We start from the raw sequence: 19,798 nt of genomic DNA, 5'->3' as shown, positions 1-19,798 counted from the left end.
CCGCGGCCCCCGCTCACCTCGAGGGCGAGGTGCGGTTCGCGACTAGCAGGGAGAGTCCGGGAGGACGTTCCGGTAGTCGTTGAACCGCGTGATGTAGGCCCCGCCGCCACCGAACTGGATGTAGTGCAGCGGCAACAGCGCGCCGTACTGCGACTGCTTCCCGTAGTCGCTGATCGTGTTCGGCAGCGCTCCGCCGATGGCCCACGCGCAGTTGTTCTCCTGCGTGTTCACCGTGGAGAAGTACGGGTAGAAGGTCGCCAGCGGACGGCCGGGGTCGTCGGTCCTGGGCACGATGGTGCAGCCGCTGCCGGTGTCCCGGTTGCAGAGCCCGCCGAAGTCGGCGGCCTCGATCCGAGGCGTGTCGGCCTCGAACGCGGCGTGCTCGTACCTGACGTTGGAGTTCACACCCGTTCGAGCGGTGAAGAGCACCGGCGTCGGGTGGTTCGGGTTCCCGTCCGGCCAGTCCGGAAGGTAGGACCGTCCGTCGAACCCCGAATTGGTGTCGAGACACGTCGTGAAGGGGTACAGGAGCGACAGCGCCGGAGAGAAGCAGTAATTGTCATCCCCGTCGGCCGCCTCCTGGTCGCCCGGCGCGCCTTCCAGCCCGACACAGCTGCCGCCCTCGCCGTCGACGGCGGTGCAGTCGTCCCAGTGCCCGATCTCGTCCGAGAAGGCGACGTTGTAGCTGTGCGCCGCCCAGATCACCCGGGTGTCGGGGCTGGAGGTCGAGTACATCGGGTGGTAGTCGTACGAGACCTCGTCACACCTCGTGCCGTTCGGCACGAACTTGATGTGGCCGAACCCGTTCGCCGCGCTCGCCATCATGGAGCCGGTCTCCCCGGTCGTGAAGTCCGTGATGACCGCCTGGAGCCCGTGCCTGGTGTCGTGCTCGGTGAGCGAGATCTTGTCGCCCTGGTTCATGTACAGCACGTCGGGCCCCGGATTCCCGGATGCCTCGAAGTCGAAATGCAACGGGTCCGGCGGGCCCTGGGGGATGCCGGACTTCGTGAGGTAGGCGAAGTTCGTGTACTCCACGCCACCGAGGATCTCCCCCGCGCAGACGGGGTTGAGGAACTGGCCGGTGGTCGGCCGCTCGGACAGGCCGAAGGTCAGCAGGGCCGCGCACCACTTGGTGGGGTCGCAGCTGTACCCCGTGAACTGCTTCACGTACCCCGGCGGGTAGAACTGGAGCTCCGTGAAGGCGCTCCCCGAGTGGTACGGGCTCACGGCCGGGTCCAGGATGTTGGTGTCGCTGTCCGGCCTGCACGTGTTGACGAGCACCGGGTAGGAGAAGGTGTCGCACAGCGCCATGCCGAACCAGAACGCCGGGTGCAGCATGATGTTGTAGGACTTGCTGAGGCTCACCGGTCCCGCCGGATCGGATGGAACGGTGATGTTGTACTGCACGCTGTTCCCGGATCCGGGCTGACTCGAGTAGAACAGGACCGAGGGCTCGTCGTGCCCGACGTAGGTTCCCTCGCCGAAGACCTCCTCTGAGTCCTGGACCTCGGCACACAGCAGATCCGCCGACGCGCAGGACTTCCAGTTGGCGGATGCCGGGGCGGCCCTTCGAGCCGCGGTCCCACGCGGCGTGTGCGAAGCCGCGACGGCACCCGGCGCTGCGATCAGCGCGCCGATCAGCCCAACCGCCGCGAAGACGGCCACGCGCCCCACCACGAACCGCGACGAGCGCCACCGAGAAAGCCGACGCATAGGCTCCTCCCCTCATTGCCTTGTCCCGTTTCACAGCGACGGGACGGGTTCCCCGGGAGGGGTAGCCCGAAGCGGGCCCGCGGATTCGCCCTCCCCCACCTCGGCCGGAGCCACGTCGACTGGCAAGCGGCCCGCGCCGGGCCGGACTATTGCCCCGGCTCCGGAAAATGTCAACCTCGGTGGCCGCCAGACGCCAGTCGAGACTGCCCCGACCGGTTCCGAGAGGCGGCTTGACCTTGCCCCGGTCGGCGGGTAGCCTGCCCCGGGCTGCCACGGCGGCCCCCTGTTATGAGGGGAAGAGAGAACACGACGCGCGCCGGGTTCGCGCGGCTGGCTGTGGCTCTGCTGGTCGCCGTATCGACGGTCATCGCGCTGCCGGTTTCCTCGGTGGCCCGTCCGACCAAGTCCGACGTGGCCGCCGCCAGGGCCACCGTGGCGGCCGCGAAGGCCAAGCTCGCCGCCCTGAACGACCGGCAGTCTCTGCTCGACGAGCAGTACAACCAGGCACAGATCGCACTCACTGCGGCGGAGCGCAAGCTGACGGGGGCCCAAGCGGCCTCCCGCCGCGCCGCCGCCACGTCGAAGGTGGCGCAGGCCGACCTCTCGGCGCGAGTTCGGAGTGCCTACGAGGGATCGGGCAGCGAGATCGGAGCGCTCCTGGGCGCCGGATCGCTCAGCGACTTCTCGGACCGCCTGGAGTTCCTGAACCAGATCGCCGCCGACGACGCCAACGTCGTGGCCAGGGCCAACGTGGCGGGGCAGCGCGCCCAGTGGGCGGCCCAGGCGCTCTCCACGGCGGTGAAGGAACGGACCGACGCCCTCGCGTCGCTCCGAGGGCGGCGCAGCGAGCTGGTGGCCGCCGTGGGCGAGCAGGAGCGGCTCATCGGGTTGCTGGAGCGAAAGCTCCACCACGTCCTCTACCCGCCGCCACCTCCCGCGGCGATCGCGCTGGCGGCTCCCGCACCGAACCCGTCGTCCCCGGCCCCGACCCCGGCTCCCAGCTCCACCGGGACTCCCCCTCCGGCCCCCAGTCCGGCACCCACGCTGCCCGATCCTCCGCCACCCTCGTCGAGGGCCCAGGTCGCCATCCAGGCAGCGGAGTCCGTGATCGGAACCCCGTACGTCTATGCGGGGGCCAGCCCGCAGACCGGGTTCGACTGCTCCGGGCTCACCATGTGGGCATGGGCGCAGGCCGGGGTGTCGCTCCCCCACTCCTCGGCCATGCAGTACGACGTCCTGCCACACGTGGACCGGTCACAGCTCCAGCCCGGCGACCTCCTGTTCTTCTATTCCCCCATCTCCCACGTGGGGATGTACCTGGGCGGCGACAAGATGATCCACTCCCCGCACACCGGGGCGTACGTGGAGATCGTCGACGTGTACTGGCAGTACTACTCCGGCGCCGCCCGCCCCGGCTAGCAGCGCCGGCTACTCCGTCCGCTCCGCGAGCGGAACCAGGCCTCGAGCTTCCCGTTCGATGGCGTCCCGATCCACCAGGCGGCCCAGCCAGCCGGGCGGGAGCCCGCTATGGCCCACCGCCGCCCCGAGCAGCGCTCCGGCCACGGCGGCGTTCGTGTCGGTGTCCCCGCCCAGCAAGACCAAGCGCCGGAGCTCGGCCTCGACGCCGGCCGGCCCGATCTGCCGCCACGAGCCGGCCCGAGCCAGGGTCTGGAGGCCGAGCCCCGCCGTGAACAGGCAGAACCCCATGTCGGGGCCGTCCACCCGTCTGGCCCGGCCCGCTTCCTCCGCCAGGAACTCCAGCTCCTCGCCGCCCTCCCGGTCCAGGACGGCCCGGAGCGCCTCGGCGGCCGCGCTTCCCGGCGGCTCGCCCCGGACCGCCGCCGCGGTGGCCAGCGTCACCGCGAGGACGGCCGTCCGGCACCGCTCGTCGTGATGGGTGACCGCGGACAACCGCGGAGCCGCGTCGATCAATGCGTTCGGCCGGTGGGCGTAGGCCGCACCGAGCGGTGCGCAGTACATGACCGAGCCGTTGCCGGCGGACACCTCCGGGCCCCGGGCCTCCCACTCGGCCCGGGCCGCGTCCTCCGCCCGCTCGCCCGCCGCGACCCGGGCCAGGACCCGGCGGGTCTGGGCGCCCACGTCCGGAGGACCGGTCCGAAACCACGCCACGTGCCGGGCCGCCACGTCCGCAGGGTCGAAGCCCCGGCGTTCGACCAGGCTCCGGACCAGGTTGCGGGCCATCGCCGTGTCGTCGGTGGTGGTTCCGGGAGGGAAGCCCTTCCACGGCAGCTCGAAAGCGGGAAGCGGGTCCGGGACGTCGTCCGCCCGGCGGAACTCGAACGGCGCGCCGAGGGCGTCCCCCAGGGCCAGGCCGAGCACACAACCGGCCACGCGGTCGGCCAGGGTGCCGGCGGCGGTCAGCCCAGCGCCTCCCGAAATCCTTGCCGCCAGCTCCGGTAGCGCGGCTCCCATCCCAGCTCGTGGCGGGCCTTCGCGTTGGAAGCTCCCCGCCCCGCGGCCAGACGGACGGCAACCGGCCCGCCCCCCAGCCGGGCCAGCCACACCGGGACCCGGAGGGGGCGCTTCGCCCCCAGGGTCTCGGCGTACGCGGGTAGCCAGTCACGGAGCCGCGCGGGGTGGTCGTTCCCGGCCGTCTGCTCGTGGTAGCGCCGCACGTCGAGGCGGGGCGGGATGTCCGTCAGCTGGTGCACGACCACGTCCGGCCGGGCCTCGGCCATAGCGGCGCGCACGCCGTCCGCGTCATACGCGTCGCACACCACCGGCTCCGCCCCCGCCGCCCTCAACGCTTCGGCCTTCTGGGCGGAGCGGGTCATGGCGGTCACCGTATGTCCGTCCGCCGGCAGCATCCGCAGCAGCGGCCGCCCGATCGCGCCCGTGGCCCCCGCCAGGAAGATCCTCATCGCACCCCCCACCTCCACGCGGCCGCCAGCGCCACCGCGAAGGCCACCGCGCCCGCGCCCACCGACGCGGCGTCCAGCGGCCCCACCCACCCAGGATGACCGTTCCCCACGTCCACCAGGTGGTTCACGAAGTGCAGCCCGTACTCGACCGCCGCGAACGCCAGGACGGGGACCCGCCACGACGGGCGCCGCGAGGCCCACAGCAGCACGGCCCCGAGGGCCAGGTAGAGCGTCGAGACGTCGCGGATGTAGTGGTCGTTCTGCGCCCCGAACCCGGCCACGTGGAAGAACGTCCCGGGTGAGGCCGCCATCAACAGGCCCAGCCCGAGCTGCGACCCCCCCAGGACGAGCAGCGCACCGCGAAGCGTCCGCTCCCAAGGTCCCGCCTGCCGCAGGTCCGTCCGGCCGGTGTCCTCGCTCATGTGCACCCCCTTGGAGATGGCTGCAAGCCAAGCCTAACGCCGGCCGAGTCAGTCCCCCGCGGCGCCTTGTACCCTATCCAGGCAATGCAGAAGATCGGACCCAGGCACAAGATGTGTCGCCGCGTCGGCGAGGCAGTATGTGGACGCCCCAACTGCCCGTCGAACAAGCGGCCCTATCCGCCCGGCCAGCACGGCCGCGGGCGCAAGCGGCTCACCGAGTACCAGATGCGCCTGGTGGAGAAGCAGAAGCTCCGGGCCATCTACGGCGTGGGCGAGCGGCAGTTCCGCAAGTACTTCGAGCGAGCCGAGCGGTCTCGCGGGGTCACCGGCGAGGAGCTGATCCGCCAGCTCGAGACGCGCCTGGACGCGGTGATCCTGCGCCTGGGCTTCGCGCTGACCATGCGACAGGCCCGCCAGCTGGTCTCCCACAGCCACGTGAAGGTGGACGGGCGCCGGGTGAACGTGCCGAGCGCCCAGGTGAAGCCGGGCCAGGAGATCGAGCTCGACCCCAAGGCCAAGAACTTCGTCCCGGTCCGCGAGGCGGTGGAGATCACCCCGGACCCGCCTCCCTACCTGTACCGGAACCGCGACGAGTTCTCGGGCACGATGAGCCGGCTGCCGGAGCGGGACGAGGTCCCGCTGCCGGTCACGGTGGACGAGCGTCTCATCGTCGAGTTCTACGCCTAGCGCGTCCCCGCGTTCCACGTCTCGCGTCCCCCGACCTGCGCGTTTCGGGCCCGACTCGCCCCGATCCGGTCCCTTGCCGTACGATTCCGCCCCGTGGGTCGTGACGGAGCCGAGGACGTCGCGCGCTCCGTGGCGGAGCTCGCGGCTCGGATCCCGGACCAGCTGGCTCCGCTGGCGCGTCTGGCGTTCAACTACCGCTGGTCGTGGACGCCCGGCGGGCCCGAGCGGTTTCGGAGGATCGATCCGGACCGCTTCGCCCTGACCCACGAGAACCCGGTCCGGCTGCTGCTCGAGGCCTCCACCCGCACGCTCGAGGAATGCGCGGAGGACCGGGACCTCGTCCAGCATGCCGGGCGGCTGGCCGCCGAGCTCGACGCCGAGCTGGCCCGCCCTCCGGAGGACGACGTGGTCGGCGAGGACCGTCCGGTGGCCTTCTTCTGCGCCGAGTTCGGCATCCACGAGTCGCTGCCCATCTACTCGGGCGGCCTGGGCGTGCTGGCCGGCGACATCCTGAAGGAAGCCTCGGACCGGAGGATCCCCTTCGTCGGTGTCGGGCTGATGTACGCGAATGGGCAGTTCCACCAGCGCCTCGACCCCGGCGGATGGCAGCACGACTACTGGATCCCCTCCGACCCCGACCGGCTCCCGGTCGCGCTGGTGACCGGCGACGACGGCCAACCGCTCGCCATCAGCCTGCCCATCCGGGGCCGGGACGTGGTGGCCCAGGTGTGGCGGGTGGACGTGGGGCGCGTCCCGCTGTTCCTGCTCGACGCGAACCGGCCCGAGAACGGCATCCTCGATCGCTGGATCACCTCGCGCCTGTACGTGGGCGACCGCACCACCCGGCTGGCCCAGTACGCGCTGCTCGGCATCGGCGGGGTGCGGGCGCTTCGGGCCATGGGCATCGAGGCCGGCGTGGTGCACGTGAACGAGGGGCACGCCGCCTTCGCCGCCCTCGAGCTGATCCGGGAGCTGGCCACGGCGGGCCACGGGTTCGAGGAAGCGGTGGAGGAGACACGCAGGCGCATCGTGTTCACCACGCACACGCCGGTCGCCGCGGGCAACGAGAGCTACCGGCTGGACGAGGTCGATACCGTGCTGGGGAAGCTCTTTGCGGAGATGGGGCCGGAGCGCGAGCAGCTGCTGGGCCTGGGACGGATTCGGGCCGACGATCCCGGCGACGCGCTGGGCACGACCGTGCTCGGGCTTCGGGCGGGCCGGTCGGCGAACGCCGTGAGCCGCCGGCACGGCGAGGTGGCCAGGTCGATGTGGCAGCCGCTGTATCCCGGAACCTCCGAGGCAGACGTCCCCATCGGCCACGTCACGAACGGGGTCCACCTGCCGACGTGGATGGCCCCCGCCATGCGAGGGTTGCTGGACCGGCATCTGGGCCGGGACTGGGCGGAGAACCCGGGCGATCCCCGGACTTGGGAACGGGTCGAGGACATCCCGGACGAGGAGTTGTGGGAGACCAGGTGCCGCCTGCGAACCGACCTGGTGCGGTGGCTGCGGGAGCGGGCGGTGATGGACCGGCTGGCCCGCGAGGAGCCGTCCAGCTACGTCGAGGCCGCCATCGAGGCGTTCGACCCCGACGCCCTGACCCTCGGGTTCGCCCGGCGGGTGGCCGCGTACAAGCGGCTGGACCTGCTGATCCGGGAACCCGAGCGCGTGGTGCGGCTCCTGTCGGGGCCCGAGTCCGTGCAGGTGGTCCTGGCGGGGAAGGCGCACCCGCAGGACGACGAGGCCAAGGGAAAGCTCCAGCTTCTGTTCGAGATGAAATGGTCGGCCGAGGTCGGCTCGCGCGTGGCCTACGTCGAGGACTACGACATGGCCGTGGCCACGCACCTGGTGTCGGGGTGCGACGTGTGGATCAACCTGCCCCGGCCGCCGCTCGAGGCCAGCGGCACCAGCGGGATGAAGGCGGCGCTCAACGGCGCCCTCAACCTCTCCATCCTGGACGGGTGGTGGATGGAGGCCTACGACGGCACGAACGGCTGGGGCATCGACGGCAGCGAGCCTGCGGACCCCGAGCTCGAGGACGAGCGGGACGCGGCCGCCTTCTACGACCTGGCCGAGAAGGAGGTCATCCCGCTGTTCTTCGACCGCGACGAGCACGGCGTCCCCAGAGGCTGGGTCCAGCGCATGAAGGCGTCGCTTCGAACCGTCGGATCGCAGTTCACCGCCACCCGGATGGTCCGCGACTACCTGGCCGGCCCCTACCGCACCGACTGAGCCTTCTCGGGCACCGCCCGTTCCTCAGGTCAGGACGTAGGCCTCCTCCTCACCCATCTCGGAGTCCAGACCTCGAAGCTCGACCTCGTCCGGCACCCGTATCGGCTCGACCCGGTTCAGGGCCTTCAGGATGAGCCAGGTCACGACGAAGGCGTACGCCGCCACCAGGAGGGCGGCGGCGACCTGCTTTCCGAAGAAGGCCACACCGCCCGCGACCAGGCCGTTCGCGCCTGCGGCATTGACCGTGAGGTAGGCGAAGGCGCCGAGCAGGATCGTCCCCATGAGCCCGCCGATCCCGTGCGCGGCCCACACGTCCAGAGCGTCGTCCCATTTCATCCGTTCCCGGAACAGCACCGCCAGATAGCAGATCGATCCGGCCGCGACGCCGATGACGAACGCCGCCCACGTCGGTACGTAGCCCGCACATGGGGTGACACAGGCCAGACCGGCGACGGCGCCCGTGAAGGCCCCCACCAGGCTCGGCTTCCCGTTCTTCCACCATGTGATCGCCAACCACGTGCACATCGCGATCGAACCCGCGACGTCCGTGTTGACGAACGCCTGGGCCGCGACGCCGTTCGCGGCAAGCGCGGACCCCGCGTTGAACCCGAACCATCCGAACCACAGCAACCCGGTGCCGAGCGCCACGAACGCGACGTTGTGCGGCAGCGTCCGCTCGCCGGGACCGAACTTCCGAGCCCCCACGACCCACACCGACGCCAAGGCGGCGAACCCGGCACTCGTGTGCACGACCATGCCGCCGGCGAAGTCGAGCGCACCCCATTTGGCGAGGAAGCCGCCTCCCCAGATCCAGTGGACCAGCGGGATGTAGACGAGGAGGCTCCACAGGACCAGGAACTTCAGATAGCTCTTGAAACGCACGCGGTCGGCGAAGGCCCCCGTGATCAGCGCCGGGGTGATGATCGCGAACATCTCCTGGAACACGAAGTGCGCGGCCGCCGGGATGTGTGGCGCCCAGGGGCCCGGAGCCTCCCCGACATGGGTCAGCGCAAACCACTTCAGGTTCCCGATGATCCCCCCGACGTCGCCGGAGAAGGCCAGCGAGTACCCGACGAACACCCAGATGGTGGTCACGACGCCCATCGAGATGAAGCTCTGCATCATGATCGCCAGGAAGTTCTTCCTCCGGACCAGGCCGCCGTAGAAGAACGCGAGCCCCGGTGTCATCAGCGCCACCAGCGCCGCGCTGATGAGGACGAACGCCGTGTCGCCGGCGTTGATCGCGTGCATCCCGCCCCCTTTCCTGTTGGCCGCCTACGTCGGCCGCGTGTGACATTGTGCGACTCGGGTGCCTTGAGCGGAAGTGAGTGCCGGGGGTGCTGGAGAGCCCGTCCGGTCCTAACGCCAGACCTCCATCCCATCGAGAACGGGGAATCGACCGGTCAGGGAGCTCGGCTGCCCTGGGGTTCCTGGGCAGGGGTGTCAGCGGCCGGGGCGAGGGCGCTTCGGACGAAGGCCAGGACCTGTCGTTCGCGGCGGCGCAGGGCGGTTCGGCTGCGGTTCTCGCCGACCACGGCTCGAAGCACACCGGCCTCCGTGATCGAGCCGACCACCGCCGTGTACAGCGTGAACAGCAGCAGGGCAGGGTCCTGGCGCCGGATCTGGCCGTCGCGCATGCCGTTCTCCAGGAAGGCCAGGGCCCGCAGGCGCAGCGGCTCCAGCCCGGCCGCGAACCGCTGGATCACGTCGGGGCTCATGCGAGCGGCCTCCCGGATGAACTGCGGGAAGTCGGGCCACTCCTCGGCCAGCCCGAACACCGCCCGGACGACCGTCTCGGCCTTCTTGGAGTTCGATTCCTGCTTCGACAGCGCCTCGGCGAGCCTCGTGGCGGCCCGCGCGCTGACCTCGGCCACGCAGGCGTCGAGCAGCCTCTCCTTGGTCGGGAAGTAGTACAGCAGCGTCTGCTTGCGCACGCCGGCGGCCGACGCGACGGCCTCGAGGCTGGTTCCGTCGTAGCCGCCCTTGCCGAACAGCCGGACGGCCTCCTCGATCAGCCGCCGCCGGCGAGCCTCGCCTCCCGTGCGGGTCATGGGCCCGACGCCGAAGGGCGCCTCCACGCCCGCTCGCCGGTTCGGGACGGGAGCGGCCTGGTCGCCTCCCACACCCGCCGCCAATTCGCCGCCTCCGGTCCGCTGGGGCGAGGGGTCTCGCCGCGGGCCTCTCGCCGGATGGACTCCCACCACGTGGTGCGGTCCTCGTCCCACAGCCGGGCCACCGACGTGGAGATCCGCGAGGACACCGACCGGAAGTCCTCGCCGGGCTGGGGCCGAAGGGGCGTCCCGTAGCGGACCGAGACGGGGAACCTTCCTCGACGCGGCCATCCAAGCCCCCGCGGCATGGCCGCGTACGCGCCACGGATCGCCACCGGGACCACCGGGATCTCCAGCTCCACGGCGAGGCGCGCCGCCCCGTGGCGGAACCGCTGCATCCACCCATCACGCGAGCGAGTCCCCTCCGGGAACACCACCAGGCTCCAGCCCTCCTGCACCAGCTGCCGGGCCGTGCCGGTGGAGCGGCGGGACCCGCTCCGCTCGATGGGAAACGCGTTGAACACGAGCGCCGTGGACATCGAGCGCCACCACACGTCGAAGAAGTAGTCGGCGGCCGCGCCGACCGCCGTCTTCTCCCGCCACTCCTTGGGCAGCGAGCACAGCACCAGCGGCGCGTCCAGGTGGCTCGAGTGGTTGCTCACGAACATCACCGGCGGCGACACGGTCTTCAGGTTGTCCAGGCCCTCGATCCGTGGCGCCGTCTCGTTCCACACCAGCGGCTTCAGCACATAGGTCTGGAGGACCTCGCGGGCGACGCGTGCGGCGGGTGTCCTGGCCCACGCCGTGGCGAACTCGCGTGGCTCCGCCGGTGGCGCGAACGGCTCGGCCGACCGCGGCACCAGCGTGCGCTTCCCCCACCGCCACCCCCGGGCGATGGTGCGGAGGTCGTCCAATGCGGACGCCACGCTCAGCGCACCTCCGCCATGGTCAGCGGCGGCGAGTGCAGGTACGTGATCTGGGGCGAGCGGCCCACAGTGTCCGAGGCCATCTCCAGCGCGTCGACGAAGGACGACGCGGTGCGGAACCCCATGCGCCGCACCGCTTTCTGGTCACCGCCGACGAAGATGACGTCGCCGAGGTAGTCCATGGCGTGGGCACCCCAGTACCACATGTAGAACGGGTGCACGCCGTGGTACGCGTAGCTGTTCCTGTACAGGTGCCGGTACCACTCGTCGTTCGCGTATTGCTCCTCGAACTTGGCCTCGATCTGGGCGGGATCGGTGGTCTCGGCCAGGACCTCCTCGAAGAAGTCCACGTAGCTCGGGTGGTGGACCTGGTGGAACTCCCACGGCACCGGGTGGTGCAGGATCATCGCGCCGCCCTGCCGTACCAGCGGCTTCCCCACGTACATGTTGAAGAAGTAGCCGAGCCCCAGGCACATCACCAGGATCGGGTTCATGATCGAGTTCACGTTGTAGGGGCAGATGTACGGAAGCCCCACCACCAGGATGTCCGACTGCCCGCCCACCTCCACCAGCTGCTGGCGATGGACGTTGGCGATGGTCTCCTTGTGGACGGCCTCGGTCTCGCCCGCGTGGACGCTCGTGACGCCGTAGGGCGCCTCGATCCGCCGGAAGAACTCACGCCGGAACCGCGCCGGGGCCCGGTCGTTCGCCCGCTTCGCCGCGAACGAGGCCGCCTGGTCCGAGAGCGACCACTCCCACTCCCGCTTGTTCAGGAACCCCAGCTGCGACGGGAAGGTGTCGTTGTTCAGCGTGGTCTCGATGGTGAAGATCCGGAGGTGCTCCGCCAGCAGCCGGCCCTGCCGCTCGGTCGAGGAGTGCAGGCCCGAGTGCGACGGGTCCATGAACGACCGCGAGTTCAGCATAGTGTGGACGTTGTGGTGGTGCCGCAGCGAGCGGTACGACCCCAGCCCGACCGGCACCGACTTGTGGCCGCCGTCCATGGCCACCAGGTTGATGTTGACGTAGACGAGCAGGTCGGACTCCGCGGCCCGGCGGTTCAGCTCGACGTCCTCGCCCCGGTCGGTCTCGCCGATGCGCACGATGCCGTTCGGGTCCTCGGCGTCGTGGTTCCGCAGGGCGTCCGGCCAGAACGACCGGTACACCCGCTCGCCCACCGCGCGCTTGATCTCCGAAGCCGTCATCCGCCGGTGCAGCGAGTTCGCCACGATGATCTCCACGTCGTCGACGCCCTTGCGCGCCGCCAGCTCCAGCACGTGCTCGATGACGCGCTGACGGACGTCGGGGGTCTTCATGGGCGGCAGCGGGAGGGAGATGTCGTCGAGGGCGATGGTGAGGCGCATGCCGGGCCGCAGCAGGTCGGGGAGGGGTTCCGAGCCGTGGGGGTTGAGCAGGGCGTGGCGGATCGCGCCGTTCACGTCGCCGATGCCGGGCAGCGAGTCCGGCGAGTACACCACGCGCGTTCCCAGCGGGAACTTGTGGAGCCTGAACGCCTCGCCCTCGTGGACCAGGAGCGGCGGCGTCCGCTCGTCCACCTCCAGCACGAACCCGGGTCTGCCCATCACTCTCCCCTCGGATCGAATGCGACCTTCAGCGTGCCCAGGCGCCCGGCGTCGAGCGCGTGGTCGATGGCCTGCCGCCACCGCGACAGCCCGTACGTGGCGCCGACGACCCCTTCCAGCGGGGCGTCCACCGCCAGGTCGACCGCCAGGTCGAACGTGTGCCGTGCCTCGCCGTTGTTCATGGATTCGACGCCGCTGGTGTAGGCGCCCAGCAGCTCCAGCTCCCGGAACCACACCGGCGTGAGGTCGGCGCCCGCCACCGGCAGGCCGGCCAGGACGACGCGACCGCCGGCCCTGGTCGTTCGCAGGGCCAGGTCCAGCGAGCGCTTCGAGCCGACGCAATCGATGGCCACGTCGACGCCGCCCATCAGGAACGGACTTCCCCGCTCCGGGGTCAGCCGAAGCGCGCGGGAGGACCTTCGCAGGGCTGCGAACGCGCCCGCCGGATCGACCACATCGGTGGCCCCGAACGCCGTGGCCAGCTCGCGCTGCTTGGGGTGCTTCGCCACCGCGGTGATGCGGCCCGCATCCGTGAACTCCCGCATCGCCAGCAGCGTGAGCACGCCGAGCGTCCCGGCGCCCACCACCAGCACGGTTGCCCCCGCGGCCGGCCGGGCCCGCAGCACCGCGTGGATCGCGCACGCCAGGGGCTCCACCAGCACCGCCCGCGTATCCGTCATCCGATCGGGAATCGGCCGCAGCTGCGACCGATGCGCCACGAGCATCCCGCTCCACCCGCCACCGGTATCGGCGCAGTACCCCGTCTGCAACCCCGGCGACACGTGCCCGACGGTCACCCGATCGCAGCGTCCCGTAGCGCCGGACGCGCACGAAGGACACGGCGGCAGCCCGCGTGCTGCGCAGGCCAGCACGGGATCCAGCACGACACGGGTCCCCTTGGGAAGCCCGTCCACCTCGTCGGCCAGCTCCCCCACCACCTCGTGCCCCGGCACGAACGGCATCGAGACCAGCGGCGAGAAGTAGAACGACGTCTGCCCCGAGATCGTGGCGAGGTCCGACCCGCAAATGCCCGACAGCCGTGGCCGAACCCGAGCCCACCCCTCCGCCGGGAGCGCCGGGTCCTCACGATTCACCAGCCGGAGGGGAGCCAGTGGCCCCGCGAGCAACCCCGGCATGCGCTCGCCGACGGCGCGGGCAGCGACGTACCGCGGAACCGATCGAAACAGCTCCAAAGCGAGGGTCACGAGGGGGCTCTTGGGAAGGTGGGTTGGTGAGCGGCCAACCGGTCGCCGAGCCGGGGCGGGCCAGGGCGATCGCGAGTTGCGGACTGAGCGGAGGCCGCGCCAGCGGCCGCAGCGAGGGAGCATGTCTGAGCAGGCGGCCTGGCCCGCCCCGGCCCCAACCACCGCGGCGGCCCACTCATCGAACCGGCTCCGGCAACAGCACCCGAGGCGTCCCCTTGGCGTGGTGCCACTCCTCGACGGGCCAGCGGCGCTTCCGGGCGACCCGGTACAGCGCGACGTCGGGATTGACCGCCACCGGGTTGCCGACGGCTCGGAGCAGCGGCAGGTCGGTGTGGCTGTCCGCGTAGGCGTAGGAGTTCTTGAGGTCGACGCCGTTCGCCGCGGCGTATCGGCGCAACCATGCGGCGCGAGCTTCGCCCACGAGGGGCGGTGTCTCCAGGAAGCCGGTGTAGCGGCCGTCCCGGACCATCGGTTGGCAGGCCACGATCTCGTCGAAGAGCGGCGCGATGGGGCGTGCGAACACGTCCACCGCGCCGGTGATCAGCACGGTGCGATGGCCGGCGGCTCGATGCTGGCGGATCCGCCGGACGGCCGCCGGCGAGATTCGTTGGAGCATCAGGTCCGAGGCCTGCTCGTCCACCAGGCGGCGCAGCCCCTCCACCGACGCACCCTCGTAGCGCCGGTAGAACGAGCGCAGGAACTCGCCGCGATCGCGCCGCTCCGCCGACAGGTACCTCGGGAGCGAACGGGCCACCGACGAGACCTCGGACGGCCAGTCCTCGACCGGGAGGTCGCCCAGCCGGAGCCACAGGTAGGACTCGATGACGTTCGTGGAGAGGATCGTCCCCTCCATGTCGAACGCGGCGATGACGGTCTCCTCGCGCTGCCGGACGCGGACCTCCGGGTCCGGCCGGGCCGGGCTCGGGAACCGCATGGCCATCGTGATGGTCGGGCAGTGCACGTCCTGGAGGTAGTACTTCCAGTCGATCGCGTCGCAGTCGAACGGGAACGAGGCCTGGTCCTCCGTCGGCAGCGAGCGATACAGCTCGAGCGTGAGCTCGTCCGTGTAGATCACTTCCGCCTCGACATAGGGCCCGTACAGGTCGGCGTACCGCCGGATGAACTCGACCCGGCCGCGCTGCCGATCCAGGTTGCGGACCATGCCCCGCACGCGTGGCGATCGCGGCAGGCGGGACAGCACCTTGTCCGCCGCGTCGATCAGCCTCTCGCCCGACCGGAGCCGCCGCTCCACCCGCCGCCGCCCCGGGAACCTCCATTCCGGGACCCGGATCGTGCCGCGGCCGCGCTCGGGGAGCGGGTCGCGTTCGAAGTACTCCCGAACCAGCTCGTAGATCCGCAGGTAGTGCAGGGGGTTCCGGGATCCCGAGCACACGTGGTGGTAGCTGCGGCCGCCGGGCTCGAGCGGCGTCGCGGCCACCGCCAGCAGCGCGTTCACCACGAAGTCCACCGGGATCACGTCGAGGATCCCCTCCGGGATGCCGGCGAACTCCGGGAACGCACCGCGGCCGTACGCCAGGATGATCGGCTCGGCCATCTTGAAGCCCTCGATCCAGCCCGGGAACGGGTGGCGGTAGGCGCTCTCGATGATCGAAGGCCGCACGATGGACAGCGGCAGGCCTCCCGCGAGCTCCTCCGCGGCCCGCTCGCCGAGCGCCTTGGTCAGCGTGTAGACGTCCGGCCACCCCAGGGTCTGGGCGCGGGCTCGCCCGTACTGCACCAGGCGCCTGGTCACCCAGTCGCGCCGGCGGGCCTCGGCGTGCTCCGCCACCTCCATGGGGCCGGCCCTGCCGTGCTCGGCGCGGGATCGTTCGACGAACCGGTCCAGCATCTCGGGCTTCCGGGACGCGTCCTCCACCGTCCGCCGGGCGGCCAGCGCGGCATCCAGCTCCGCCCGCCAGTCGAGCGAGTGCGCGAGCGGCGCCTCCGGGATCACCCCCTTGCGCAGCCCGGCCACGTAGGCGGTGGAGACGTGGACCACCCGCGGCGTGCTGCCGCTGGCGTGGATGGCCTCGTACACGCTGGTTGCCCCCAGCACGTTGGTCCGGAATCCCTCGTCGATGGGCGGGTCGAACGACACGGTGGCCGCGCCGTGGAACACGATGTCGAGGTCGCTCGGCAGGGTCGGGAGACCCCGGGTGACATCGCCCTCCAGGACCTCCACGCGCTCCTCGAACATGGCCCGGAGGCCGTCCGCGCCGACCCGTTCCCGGAGCGCGTTGAACACCGGTTGGGACAGCAGCTCTTCGGCCCGGGCCCGCGCCTCGCTCCCGACCCGCGACCTGACCAGCAGGACCAGCCGCGCGTCGGGCACCTCCCCCAGGAGCCGCTCGAGCAGCGCCTGTCCGAGGAACCCGGTCACTCCGGTCAGCAGGATCCGCTTGCCCGCGAGCTCCTCGCGGATCATGCGGCGACCCGCTCCGGCGAGGGCCGGTTCTCTACCATGCGGTAGATAATGGCGGCACCGGGTGCCGGGGGCAAACCGAGGCCGTCCCGCAGCGGACCGCCGGTCCGGTGGTCGCAACGAAGTTCGTTGCGGTATCCTGACGGGGCCGACCCGAAAGGAGTCCAGCCGTGCCGGTCGCCGTGAGGGAGAAGGTCAGGGCAGTGAGCGCGGACGTCGGGGGGCAGGCCAAGCTGGCCCGGATGCTCGGGGTGAGCCCATCCAGAGTGAGCCGGTGGCTGCGCACCGAAGAACCCGACCCCACCAACCGCCGCAAGGTGGAAGGCGTGGAGTTCGTGTTGGGGCGGCTGCTCGAGATCTACTCCCGTGAAACCGCCCTGGACTGGCTCCAGGGGTTCAACGCGCACATCGGGAACCGGAGGCCCATCGATCTGCTTGGTCTGGGCCGAGTCGCCGAGGTGCTCGCAGCGATCCAGGCGGAGGAGACCGGCGCGTACGCCTGACCCCCCCGCGTGCTCTACCGCGTCTTTCCACTGCTGCGCGGCACCGCCGCCACCGAAGAGGGTGGCGCCCTGTACGTTCCCCGGCATCGCCAGGGCGAGGGCCGGCACGACAACCCGGATCGCTACGGTGCCCTGTACGCGAGCAGGGCTCCAGGATCGGCAGTGGCGGAGCGCATCCAGGCCTTTCGCGGTCGCGTACTGGCAGATCGACACTTCCAGCGCGAGAACGGCGGCCGGCTGGCGTTGGCGGCCCTGGATGATGCCTCCGTCGGGCGCGTGACCGACCTGGACGACCCGGCCGAATTGGTGCGCAGGGACTTCCGCCCCTCAGCAGTGGCCACGCGTCGACGGGACGTCACGCGCAGCATGGCCCTCCGGATGTTCGACGAGGGCCTGGCCGGATTCGGGTGGTGGTCCACGCTGGAGGCGTCCTGGGCGAACGTGACCCTGTTCGCCGAGCGGGCAACACCCCGCCTGCGTGTCGAGGGCGACCCCGAGCCCCTCACCGTCGACCACCCGGCCGTCTGGGCGGCCGCCGACATGCTCGGGATTCGCCTGGGCTGATTCGTCCCCGCGGCTACAGGCCGGCCAGCGGAGCGTGGCGTGGCCACGGGCGGAGCTCCTCCAGTTGCCGGGCCAGCGCCAGCAGCAGCGCCTCGCCGCCTCCCGGGGCCACCAGCTGCACGCCGATCGGCGTCCCGTTCGAATGCATGCCCGCGGGGACGCTCGCCGCCGGATAGCCGGCGAAGTTCCAGGGGCCTGGGAACGGCGCGTAGCGCACGTTCGCCGCCACCGTGGCCAGCCACCCCCGGTGGCTCCAGTCGTCCACCGGCAGCGTCGGGCGGGCCAGAGTCGGCGTCACCAGCACGTCCACGTCGGCGAAGAACTCCGACGCCCGCTTCCGCCAGTAGTCCCGCTGCGAGTCCTTCACCCGGCCCAGCCGGAGCATCAGCCGGCCCGCAGCGGCATGCCCCCGGGTCCGCCGCTCCAGCTTGCTGCGGTCGAGCCCCTCGACCTCGCGGGCCACCGACGCGAACCACCGCGCCATGATGGCGTTCGCCGTCCTGGTCGGATACGGCGGGTTGGCCTCCCTGACCTCGTGCCCGGCCCCGGCCAGGAGCTTCCCGGTCTCGCGCGCCGCCTCCTTCCATTCGCGGTCCACGCCGGACCCCACCAGCGGCGACTTCACGGACACCGCGATGCGAAGCCGCTGGTCGCCCAGCGCGGCCTCCCGCAGCTCCGGCCGGGCAGCCATCACCGAGAGCACCAGCGACGCATCCTGGACGGTCGTGGCAATCGGCCCGTTCTCGGCGAACTGGTACCAGCTGTCGACGCCGATCGCGGATGGCACGACGCCGAGCCCTGGCTTCAGCCCGAACAGGCCGCAGCAGGCCGACGGGGCCCGGATCGAGCCGAGCCCGTCGTTCCCGTGGGCCACGGGCACCATGGCGGTGGACACGGCCGCGGCGCTGCCCCCCGAGGAGCCGCCCGGAGAGCGCTCAAGGTTCCAGGGGTTGTGGGTGATGCCGTAGACGCTCTCGGTGCTCCCCCAGATCCCCTTTTCGGGGAGGCGCGTCAGTCCGATCACGATGGCGCCGGCGTCGCGGAGGCGGCGCACCACCTCATGGTCCTGCGGACTTGGCGTATCGGGCGTCGCAGCGGAGCCCTCGCGCATGGGCTCCCCTTCGACGGGGATGTTGTCCTTGATCGCGACCGGGACGCCGGCGAGGGGGAGCGACGCGAGATCCGGGCGCTCGCCGAGAGCTTCCGCCTCCGCGAGGGCCTTCTCGGCACGTACGACCTGGAACGCGCCGATCTGGCCGTCGACCTTCTCGATCTGTTCCAGGTGCTGGCGCACGACGTCCACCGGGGCGACCTTCCCCGAGCGGACCATCTCCGCGATGTCCGTCGCCGTCTGCCCTACCGTGCCGTTCTCCGCCATGCGAGCGCCTCCGTGTGGAGTGACGCCGACAGCGTAGATGCCGCGCCGGTTCGGGGCGAAACCGGCCACCGGCGCGCCGGCAGCCCAACCGCGTAGCATCGAGCGGATGGCACCGGCGTTTCGGCGCGTCGTGATCACGGGTGGGGCAGGATTCATCGGCTCCCACCTGTGCGATCGGTTCCTGGCAGAAGGCGCGGACGTCGTGTGCGTGGACAACCTCATCACGGGCCGCCAGGACAACGTGGCGCACCTCCGTGGCGAGCCGGGATTCCAGTTCGTCCACGCCGACGTCAGCAAGGGTATCCAGGTGCAGGGACCGGTGGACGCCGTGCTGCATTTCGCCTCGCCGGCCAGCCCCATCGACTACCTGAAGCTGCCGATCCAGACCCTCAAGGTGGGCGCCCTCGGCACCCACAACGCGCTCGGGCTGGCCAAGGCCAAGCGGTCCCGGTTCCTGCTGGCGTCCACGTCGGAGGTGTACGGCGACCCCCTGGTCCATCCGCAGCCCGAGGACTACTGGGGAAACGTCAACCCGATCGGCCCTCGGGGCGTGTACGACGAGGCGAAGCGGTTCGCCGAGGCCATGACCATGGCGTACCACCGCACCCACGGGATCGAAACGCGGATCGTGCGGATCTTCAACACCATGGGGGAGCGGATGCGTCCGGACGACGGGCGAGCCGTCCCGACGTTCATCACCCAGGCGCTGCGGGGCGAGCCCCTCACCGTGCACGGGGACGGCTCGCAGACCCGGTCCATCGGCTACGTGTCCGACACCGTCGAGGGCGTGTACCGCCTTCTGGGCGGCGAGGTCACCGTGCCGGTGAACATCGGGAATCCCGAGGAGATCTCGGTGGCCGAGCTCGCTCGCGCCATCGGGCGACTGGCGGGCACCGAGCCGGAGCTGCGGTTCGTGGAGCGGCCAGTCGACGACCCGACCGTTCGCCAGCCGGACGTCCGGCGGGCCCGCGAGCTGCTGGGATGGGAGCCGGAGGTCAGCATGGAAGAGGGCCTGAAGCGGACCATCGAGTGGTTCCGGGAGCTCCTGGCGGCGAGCCCGGGCTGAGAGGATTCCGATCAGCCTTTCGGTGTAGTCGCTCCTTGCCCCGCGCTGGAGCCGCAGCCTAGGATGGTGGTCGTCGTCCCGAGAGGACACACCGAAACGTTCGCCGTCGTTCCCCTGCCCGCTCGAACGTTTCCGCGACGACCTCAACGCCGCTCGCTCCTCCCCCG

The 19,798-nt window shown here is 71.1% G+C and carries 17 protein-coding genes; 6 read left to right on the top strand and 11 right to left on the bottom strand.

The window, feature by feature from the left end:
- Nucleotides 1-42 precede the first annotated feature (42 nt).
- Nucleotides 43-1,713: a hypothetical protein gene (locus M3Q23_14630; GenBank protein ID MDP9343296.1), complete on the bottom strand. Its 1,671-nt coding sequence runs from the start codon at nt 1,711-1,713 to the stop codon at nt 43-45.
- 336 nt (nt 1,714-2,049) lie between these two features.
- Between M3Q23_14630 and M3Q23_14625 the strand changes: the two genes are divergently transcribed.
- The gene (locus tag M3Q23_14625; GenBank protein ID MDP9343295.1) at nt 2,050-3,132 is read left to right on the top strand and encodes an NlpC/P60 family protein; all 1,083 of its coding nucleotides are present in this window, start codon (nt 2,050-2,052) and stop codon (nt 3,130-3,132) included.
- Between the two features lie 9 nt (nt 3,133-3,141).
- Here M3Q23_14625 and M3Q23_14620 read toward each other — a convergent pair whose 3' ends face one another.
- The 3 genes from M3Q23_14620 to M3Q23_14610 are packed head-to-tail and all read right to left on the bottom strand — an operon-like array spanning nt 3,142 to nt 5,017.
- Complete coding sequence (locus M3Q23_14620; protein ID MDP9343294.1) at nt 3,142-4,146, bottom strand: ADP-ribosylglycohydrolase family protein; 1,005 nt, start codon at nt 4,144-4,146, stop codon at nt 3,142-3,144.
- The gene (locus M3Q23_14615; protein MDP9343293.1) at nt 4,092-4,595 is read right to left on the bottom strand and encodes an NAD(P)H-binding protein; all 504 of its coding nucleotides are present in this window, start codon (nt 4,593-4,595) and stop codon (nt 4,092-4,094) included. Before M3Q23_14615 ends, M3Q23_14620 begins: the two co-directional genes overlap by 55 nt.
- Entirely contained in the window at nt 4,592-5,017 is a 426-nt protein-coding gene (locus M3Q23_14610; GenBank protein ID MDP9343292.1) for a DUF4345 domain-containing protein, read from the bottom strand. Before M3Q23_14610 ends, M3Q23_14615 begins: the two co-directional genes overlap by 4 nt.
- Before the next feature lie 84 nt (nt 5,018-5,101).
- Here M3Q23_14610 and rpsD point away from each other — a divergent pair, with 84 nt between their 5' ends.
- Nucleotides 5,102-5,704: a 30S ribosomal protein S4 gene (gene rpsD / locus M3Q23_14605; protein MDP9343291.1), complete on the top strand. Its 603-nt coding sequence runs from the start codon at nt 5,102-5,104 to the stop codon at nt 5,702-5,704.
- A 93-nt stretch (nt 5,705-5,797) separates the two neighbouring features.
- Nucleotides 5,798-7,936: an alpha-glucan family phosphorylase gene (glgP, locus tag M3Q23_14600; GenBank protein ID MDP9343290.1), complete on the top strand. Its 2,139-nt coding sequence runs from the start codon at nt 5,798-5,800 to the stop codon at nt 7,934-7,936.
- 24 nt (nt 7,937-7,960) lie between these two features.
- On the opposite strand, the gene M3Q23_14595 is transcribed toward glgP, so the two are convergent.
- The 6 genes from M3Q23_14595 to M3Q23_14570 form a co-directional block, all read right to left on the bottom strand.
- Entirely contained in the window at nt 7,961-9,187 is a 1,227-nt protein-coding gene (locus M3Q23_14595; GenBank protein ID MDP9343289.1) for an ammonium transporter, read from the bottom strand.
- Nucleotides 9,188-9,339: 152 nt separating this feature from the next.
- Nucleotides 9,340-9,987 carry a TetR/AcrR family transcriptional regulator gene (locus M3Q23_14590; protein MDP9343288.1) on the bottom strand — a complete coding sequence of 216 codons (648 nt, stop codon included), beginning with the start codon at nt 9,985-9,987 and terminating at the stop codon, nt 9,340-9,342.
- Nucleotides 9,984-10,913: a 1-acyl-sn-glycerol-3-phosphate acyltransferase gene (locus M3Q23_14585; GenBank protein ID MDP9343287.1), complete on the bottom strand. Its 930-nt coding sequence runs from the start codon at nt 10,911-10,913 to the stop codon at nt 9,984-9,986. The genes M3Q23_14590 and M3Q23_14585 overlap by 4 nt, the downstream gene beginning before the upstream one ends.
- 2 nt (nt 10,914-10,915) lie before the next feature.
- Nucleotides 10,916-12,493, bottom strand: a complete 1,578-nt coding sequence (locus M3Q23_14580; protein ID MDP9343286.1) for a nickel-dependent lactate racemase — start codon at nt 12,491-12,493, stop codon at nt 10,916-10,918.
- Nucleotides 12,493-13,698 (bottom strand): zinc-binding dehydrogenase, encoded by a 1,206-nt coding sequence (locus M3Q23_14575; GenBank protein ID MDP9343285.1) that lies wholly within the window; start codon nt 13,696-13,698, stop codon nt 12,493-12,495. Before M3Q23_14575 ends, M3Q23_14580 begins: the two co-directional genes overlap by 1 nt.
- A gap of 175 nt (nt 13,699-13,873) precedes the next feature.
- On the bottom strand, nt 13,874-16,123 hold the full coding sequence (locus M3Q23_14570; GenBank protein ID MDP9343284.1) for an HAD-IB family hydrolase: 2,250 nt from the start codon (nt 16,121-16,123) through the stop codon (nt 13,874-13,876).
- Nucleotides 16,124-16,290: 167 nt separating this feature from the next.
- Here M3Q23_14570 and M3Q23_14565 point away from each other — a divergent pair, with 167 nt between their 5' ends.
- Complete coding sequence (locus M3Q23_14565; protein ID MDP9343283.1) at nt 16,291-16,623, top strand: hypothetical protein; 333 nt, start codon at nt 16,291-16,293, stop codon at nt 16,621-16,623.
- A 9-nt stretch (nt 16,624-16,632) separates the two neighbouring features.
- A complete protein-coding gene (locus tag M3Q23_14560; GenBank protein ID MDP9343282.1) occupies nt 16,633-17,187 on the top strand; it encodes an RES family NAD+ phosphorylase in 555 nt (184 codons plus the stop codon).
- Between the two features lie 13 nt (nt 17,188-17,200).
- Here the strand turns inward: M3Q23_14560 and M3Q23_14555 are convergent, their stop codons facing one another.
- Entirely contained in the window at nt 17,201-18,565 is a 1,365-nt protein-coding gene (locus M3Q23_14555; protein ID MDP9343281.1) for an amidase family protein, read from the bottom strand.
- A gap of 106 nt (nt 18,566-18,671) precedes the next feature.
- Here M3Q23_14555 and M3Q23_14550 point away from each other — a divergent pair, with 106 nt between their 5' ends.
- Nucleotides 18,672-19,631, top strand: coding sequence for an SDR family oxidoreductase (locus M3Q23_14550; protein ID MDP9343280.1), 960 nt, complete (start codon nt 18,672-18,674; stop codon nt 19,629-19,631).
- The last annotated feature ends 167 nt before the right edge of the window (nt 19,632-19,798 follow it).

Source organism: Actinomycetota bacterium (assembly GCA_030774015.1).
Classification (GTDB): Bacteria; Actinomycetota; UBA4738; order UBA4738; family JACQTL01; genus JALYLZ01.
Note: the sequence above shows the minus strand (reverse complement) of the source record. Positions and strands in the feature narration are given on the sequence as shown.